This window comes from Xanthobacter autotrophicus (assembly GCF_030015065.1).
GTDB classification, from domain to species: Bacteria; Pseudomonadota; Alphaproteobacteria; order Rhizobiales; family Xanthobacteraceae; genus Xanthobacter; species Xanthobacter autotrophicus_D.
In genome coordinates, this window is record NZ_JAIVFN010000048.1 from 23,780 (window position 1) to 31,123 (window position 7,344).

The following is a 7,344-nucleotide window of genomic DNA, read 5'->3' on the forward strand; positions in this document are numbered from 1 at the left end:
CATGCCCGACCGCACCGCCGGCAGCTCCGCGACCACCACCGAACGGGCGTTGCGCGCGATCCGCGACCTGCGCGTCAAGGTGGAGGTGCTGGAGCGCCGGCAGGGCGAGCCGGTGGCCATCGTGGGCATGGGCTGCCGCTTCCCCGGCGCCGCCGACCTCGCCGACTTCTGGGACCTTCTGGTTCGGGCCACAGACCCCCTCGGCCCGGTGCCGCAGGACCGTTGGAACATCGACAGCCTCTACAATCCCGACCCGCAGGCGCGCGGCAAGACGGTGAGCCGCGAAGGCGGCTACCTGCCGAACCTCGACAGGTTCGACGCCGACTTCTTCGGCATCACCCCGCGCGAGGCGCCGTTCATTGATCCGCGCCAGCGGCTGGTGCTGGAAACCGCCTGGGAGGCGCTGGAGGACGCCGGCATTCCGGCCGACCGCCTCGCCGGCTCGCCCACCTCCGTTGTGGTCGGCACGCTGACCAACGACTACAACCAGCTGATCACGGCGGACGACCGCTGGGTGTCCGCGGCCACCGGCACCGGCACGTCGAATTCCATCATCGCCAACCGCCTGTCCTACGTGCTGGACCTGAACGGCCCCAGCCTGACCGTGGACACCGCCTGCTCGGGCTCGCTGCTGGCGCTGCACCTCGCCTGCCAGACCCTGCGCAATGGCGAGGCGACGCTGGCCCTGTGCGGCGGGGTGGCGGTGAATCTGGTGCCGGCGCCGGACATCTGCTTCTCGCGCATGGGGGCGCTGTCCCCGCGCGGGCGCTGCCACACCTTCGACGCCGCCTCCGACGGCATGGCGCGCTCCGAGGGCGCCGGCATGGTGGTGCTGAAGCTTTTGTCGCAGGCCGAGGCGGACGGCGACCGCATCTATGCCCTGATCCGCGCCAGCGCGGTCAACCATGACGGGCGCAGCAACGGCATCGCCGCCCCCAACGGGCCGGCGCAGGAAAAGCTGTTGCGCGAGGCCTATGGCAAGGCCGGCATCGCCCCCGGCCGGGTGCAATATGTGGAGGCCCACGGCACCGGCACCATCGTCGGCGACCGCATCGAGCTTCAGGCCCTCGCGAAGGTGCTGGGCACCGATCGCGCGCCGGGGCACGGCTGCGTGGTGGGCTCGGTGAAGAGCAATATCGGCCACACCGAATCCGCCGCCGGCATTGCCGGCATCATCAAGACGGCCCTGGCCCTCAAGCATCGCCTGCTGCCGGGAAACCTGCATTTCGAGACCCCCCATCCGGCCTTGTCGGAGGCGCCCTTCGCGCTGGAGGTGCGCACCGCCGCCGGGCCGTTTCCCGCGCCGGACGAGCCCATCGTCGCCGGGGTCAGCGCCTTCTCGTTCGGCGGCGCCAACGTGCATGTGGTGCTGGAGGAGGCGCCGGCCGCCATCGCCCCGCCTGCCGTCTCCGGGCCTGCCGCAGGCGCGACGGCTTATGTGCTGCCCCTGTCGGCGAAATCGCCGGATGCGCTCGCGGCTTTGGCCCGGGCCTATGTCACCTTCCTGCGCGCGCCCGATGCACCGGGGCTCGCCGACATCTGCGCCACCGCCGCCCTGCGCAGGACCCACCACGCCTTTCGCCTCGCGGTGGCCGGCACCGGCCGGGAGGAGATGGCCGCCCGGCTGGAGGCCCATCTGGCCGGCGCGGATGAGCGGCACGCGGTGGCGGGCACCGCCCCGGACGGCGAGGCGGGGATGCCGCTGGCCTTCGTCTTCTCCGGCCAGGGTTCCCACTGGCTGGGCATGGGCCGCGACCTCCATGCCACCGCGCCCGCCTTCCGCGCGGTGATCGACCGGCTGGATGCGCTGGTGCGCGCCGAGGCCGGCTGGTCCCTCATTGATGAGCTGAACGCGGCGCCCGAGGCCTCGCGCCTCGACGACATCGACGTGGTGCAGCCCGTCCTCTTCGCCATGCAGGCCGGCCTTGTGGCCCTGTGGCGGGAGCTTGGCGTGGTGCCGGATGTGGTGATCGGCCAGAGCATGGGCGAGATCCCGGCCGCCTTTGCCGCCGGCATTCTTTCGCTGGAGGATGCGGGGCGGGTCATCCTCGCCCGCAGCCGGCTGCTGCGTACCAAGCGCGGGGTGGGCGCCACCGCCGTGGTCGGCCTGCCGGCGGCGGAGGTGGAAGCCGCGCTGGCGCCCGTGGCCGATAGGCTCGCCGTGGCCGGCGTCACCAGCTTCGCTTCCACCCTCATTGCCGGAGACGGCGAGGCGCTCAAAGCCTATCTGGCGGAGATGGAGGCGGCGGGTATCTTCGCCCGGCTGCTGGAGAATGTGGACGTGCCGGCCCACAGCCCGGCCATGGACAGCCTGCGCCCGGCGCTGGAGGCGGCCCTTGCCGCGCTCGCGCCCCGGCCGGCGCAGCTGCGCTTCCTTTCCACCGTGACCCTTGCGGACGAGCCCGGCCCGAACCTCGACGCCGCCTATTGGAGCCGCAACCTGCGCGACCCGTTCCGGGTGGCCGATGCGGTGGCCAGGCTCGCGCGCGAGCGGCCGCACCTCTTCCTTGAGATCAGCCCCCACCCGGTCCTCGCGGGGGCGGTGCGCCAGATCCTCCAGCATGTGGGCGCGGACGGTGTCGCGCTGGGGACGCTGACGCGGGAGGGGGATGGCGCCCTCGATCTCGCCACCGCCATCGGCGGCCTGTGGGCGAACGGTTTTGCGGTGGACTGGCGGCGCGTGCTGCCCGCGGGGCGCTGCGTTTCGCTGCCGGCCTATCCGTGGCAGCGCGTGCATTTCTGGGTGGACCAGATCGCCGCCACCACCGGCGGTTCGGCCGGCGCGCGGAAGGTGGGCACCCATCCGCTGCTCGGCGCTCCTTTCGCGGCGGCGCAGGGCGGGGCGCTGTTCTGGGATGGGGAGATCGACATTTCGAGCCTGCCGTGGCTCAGCGACCATGCCCTCTCCGGCATGCCGGTCCTGCCCGGCGCGGCCTATCTGGAGATGGCGCTGGCGGCGGCGCGCGAGGCGATGCCGGGGCAAGGGACTCACGGGCAGGGCGTCGTGCTGGAGGATGCGCGGTTCGAGAAGATGCTGCTTCTGCCCGCGGGCGAGGCGCGCCGCGTGCAGGTGACGCTGGCGCGCACCAGCGGGGACGGGGCGCAGGTGGCGGTGCTGAGCCGCCCGGTCCAGGACGAGGGCGACCGGGACGACGGCTGGACGCTGCATGCCCGCATCGGCGTGCGCCAGGCGGCCCCGCAGGCGCCGGCCGCGCCTGCGCCGGTGATGGATGAGGGCGCCATGCCCATCGACCTCGCCGGCTTCTACGACCGGTTCGCCGCCGGTGGCCTCGATTACGGGCCGGCCTTCCGGGGGGTGCGGGCGCTGCGCGCCGGCGCCAGCGAGGCGTGGGCGGAAGTGGCGCTGCCGCAGGGCCTGCCCGGCACCGGTTTCGGCCTTCATCCCGCCCTGCTGGACGGGGCGTTCCAGGTGGTGGCCGCCATCGGGACGGATGCGAGCGGGGCGCGGCCGGTCTACCTGCCGCAGGGCGTGGCCACGCTGGCGCAGCTTGCGGCCGTGCCGGCGCGGGTGTTCGTCCATGCGCGGCTTGCCACCGATGCGGTGCCCGGCGCGCCGCGCCTTGCCGCCGACCTCACCCTGAGCGACGCCGACGGCACGGTGGTGGCGCGCGTCACCGGCCTTTCCCTGCGCCGGGTGGACGAGATGCGGCCCAAAGCCAGCGCGTCCCTGCGCGACAGCCTGTATCGCCTGGAGTGGCACGAGCGCCCGCGCGCGCCGAGCCCTGCGCCGGGCGCTGCCGCCGGTCTGTGGCTGCTGGCCGGGGCGCCGGGAGCGGTTGCGGACCGCCTCGGCGCGGCCCTGCGCCAGCGCGGCGGCGAGGTGCGCCTGCTTGCGCCCGGTGCGGACCTTGCGGCGGAGATCGCAGCCGCCGTCGCCCTGCGCGGCGTGGTGCTGCTGGAGGGCGGGGCGGCCGGCACGGATGTGCCCGCCGCTGTGCTGGAGGCGGTGGCGGCGCGCGCCCTTCCCGCCGTGAAGGCGCTGGCGCAAGGGGCGGCGCGGGCGAGGCTGTTCATCGTCACGCGCGGGGCGGTCGCCTGCCATGGGGCGGACCCGGCCCCCGATCTGGTGGCGGCGCCGCTCTGGGGCTTCGGCCGGGTGGTGGGCATGGAGCATGCGGAGATCTGGGGTGCCCAGATCGACCTCGATCCCGCCGACCCCGCCGGGTTCTGCGCGGCGGCGGCAGACGAGATGCTGGACCCCGGCGACGACCGGGAGATCGCCTTGCGCGCCGGCCGGCGACTGGTGGGCCGCCTCGCCCGCCTGCCGAGGCCGGAGGCGCCGGCCGGGCCGGTCCTGCTGCGGCCGGACGCGAGCTATCTCGTCACCGGCGGCCTCACCGGCCTCGGGCTGGAGACGGCGCGCTTCCTGGTGGCGCGCGGCGCCCGGCACCTCATCCTCATCGCCCGCACGCCTTTGCCGCCGCGCGCGGAGTGGGCGCGGCTCGGCACCGACAGCGAGGCCGGCCAGCGCGTCGCCGCCGTGCGGGCGCTGGAGGCGCTGGGCGCCTCGGTGCGGGTGGAGGCCTTCGACGTGGCCGACGAGACGCGCCTTGCCGCTTTCCTCGCCGCCCATCGCGACGAGGCGCGCCCGCCCATCCGCGGCGTGGTGCATGCGGCGGGGGTGATCCGGGATGCCCTGCTGCTGCGCATGAGCGCGGACGACATCGCCGCCGTGATGCGGCCCAAGGTGGCCGGCGCCCTCGCGCTCCACCGGCAGACGGGTGACCTGCCGCTCGATCATTTCGTGCTGTTCTCCTCCGCCTCCTCGGTGCTGGGGCAGATGGGGCAGGCCGGCTACGGCGCGGCCAACGCCTTCGAGGATGCGCTGGCCTTTCACCGGCGCGCGGCGGGCCTGCCGGCCACCGCCATCAATTGGGGGCCGTGGGCGGAGATCGGCCTGTTCGCGCGCCTCGGCCTTGCGGAGCGGGCCGGGCTCTCGGGCGTCGAACCCATCGCGCCGGATGAGGGCATGGCGGCCCTCGACCACCTCATGGGCCGCGGCGAGACCCAGGCGCTGGTGTTGAATGCCGACTGGGCGCAGGTGCCCGCATCGGTGCGGCTGGAGCTGCTTCAGGCGACTGCGCCCGACACCCCCTCCACGAGCGCCGGGATCGCCGACCTGTTGCTGATGGCGCCGGCCGAGCGCAAGGCGGAACTGCAGGCGCGCCTCGGCGCCATCGTCGCCGCCGTGCTGCGCTTCGATGCGGCAAAGCTCGACCACCGGCGGGCGCTGACCACTTTGGGCATGGATTCCATCATGGCGGTGGAAATCCGCAACCGCATCAAACGCCAGTTCGACGCAGCGCCCAGCATCGTGGACCTCTTCACCGGCTCGGTGGCGCGCCTCGCCGACTGGCTGGACGGGGAACTGGCGGTAGACGAGCGCCTCGAGGCCCTGCTGGACGAGATCGAGGACCTGCCGGCAGCGGAAGTCGAGGCGCTGCTCGCGTCCGGGCAGAGGGTGGCCTGACCCATGAACATCGAAGACCGCCTCGCCCAATTGTCCCCCCAGCAGCGCGAATTGCTGGCGCGCCGGCTCGGGCAGCGGGCGCAGGCCCCGGCCGCGCCGCGCATCCCGCCCCAGCCGCGCGACGGGCGGGGCTTTCCCCTGTCGTTCGCGCAGGAGCGGCTGTGGTTCGAGCACCAGATGGATCCTGCGAGCCCGGCCTATAACGAGGCGGTGGTGCTGCGCGTGCGCGGCCCGCTCCGGCTCGACTTTATCGGCGACGCCCTTGACGACCTCATCGCCCGGCACGAGATCCTGCGCACCGGCATCGTTGCGGCCGGGGGCACGGCGGAGCAGGTGATCGCCCCGCCCGCGCCGCTGCCGCTGGAGCGGCGCGACCTTTCGGGGATGGGCGCGGATGCGGTGGAAGTCGCGATCCGCGAGGCCATCCGCCGCCCGTTCGCCCTCGCCGCGCCGCCGCTGCTGCGGCTGTGTGCGCTGGAGACAGGGCCGGATGAGCAGGTGCTGGTGTTCGTGGTCCACCACATCGTGCTCGATGGCTGGTCCGCTGCCGGCCTGTTCCGGGAGATCTTCGCCGCCTATGGCGCCCGCCAGCGCGGCGAGCGGGCGCCGGCCCCCGCGCCGCAGGTGCAATATGCCGATTATGCGGTGTGGGAGCGGGAGCGCTTCGCGGCCGGTGCGCTGAACACCGAGCGCGACTACTGGACGCGGACGCTGGCGGATGCGCCGCCGCCTCCCGCCTTGCCTCTGGACCGGCCGCGCCCGGCCCTCAACGGCACGGCGGGCGGGCGCGTGGTGTTTCGCTGCGATGCGACCCTGAGCGCGGCGCTGCGCACGCTGGCCCAGAGCTGCGAGACCACTTTGTTCGCGACGCTGGCGGCGGCCTATGGCGTGCTCTTGTCGCGCCATGGCGGCACCGACGACGTGCTCCTCGCCGTGCCCAGCACCACCCGCGATCTGCCGGAGCTGGACAGCGCGGTGGGGCTGTTCATCAACACGCTGGTGCTGCGGCTGAAGCTGGACGGGCAGGCCCCCTTCCGGTCCTTCCTCGGCACCGTGCGCGAGGCGGCGACCGGCGCGCGGGCGCACCAGCTCTATCCCCATGAGCGGCTGGTGGAGCATCTGCGCCGGGAGCGCGACCTCGGCCCCGTGCCGCTGACGGCGCTCATGTTCGACGTGCAGAAGCTGCCGGCGGGCATCGCGCCGGAGGGTCTGGATGTCGAATATCTCGACGTGGACCCCGGCACCAGCAAGTTCGATCTCGGCCTCTCCATCAAGGATGACGGTGCCGAGCTGATGGGCACCTTTGAGTATGCCGCCGACCTGTTCGAGCGCGCGAGCGTTGCGGCCATGGCGCGGCAGTTCCAGGCGCTGCTGGCGGATATCGCCGCCCGGCCCGACGCGGCGGTGGCCGACCTTGCCCTCATGTCCGCAGACGAGGCGCGGCAGGCGCTTGCGGCGGGCATCGGCCCGGTGCTGGAGACCGGTTCCGAACGCCGGTTGCATGCCCTCTTCGCCGCCGTGGCCGCGCGCCAGCCGGACGCCATCGCCGTGGTGTGCGGGGCGGACAGCCTCACCTATGCCGAACTGGATGCCGCCGCCAACCGGCTGGCCCATCGCCTTATCAAGCTCGGCGCGGGGCCGGGGCGGGCGGTGGCGCTGCGGCTGGAGCGCTCGGTGGATCTGATCGTGGGTCTCCTCGGCATCCTCAAGGCCGGGGCGGCCTATGTGCCGCTGGACCCCCATTGGCCACAGGCGCGGCAGGCGGAGATCCTCGCCCGGAGCGGTGCCCGCATCGCCGTGGCGCGGCTGGCTCTTATACACATCTCCGAGCCCACGAGACTGCAGCTAATCTC

The 7,344-nt window shown here is 73.7% G+C and carries 2 protein-coding genes; both read left to right on the top strand.

The genetic code is table 11. The annotated features are described in order from the left end of the window. Position 1 precedes the first annotated feature (1 nt). Entirely contained in the window at positions 2–5,491 is a 5,490-nt protein-coding gene (locus K9U40_RS11575; protein WP_282890351.1) for a type I polyketide synthase, read from the top strand. Positions 5,492–5,494: 3 nt separating this feature from the next. Continuing rightward, a partial coding sequence (locus K9U40_RS11580) for a condensation domain-containing protein (RefSeq protein WP_282890352.1) occupies positions 5,495–7,344 on the top strand: 1,850 nt, incomplete at its 3' end.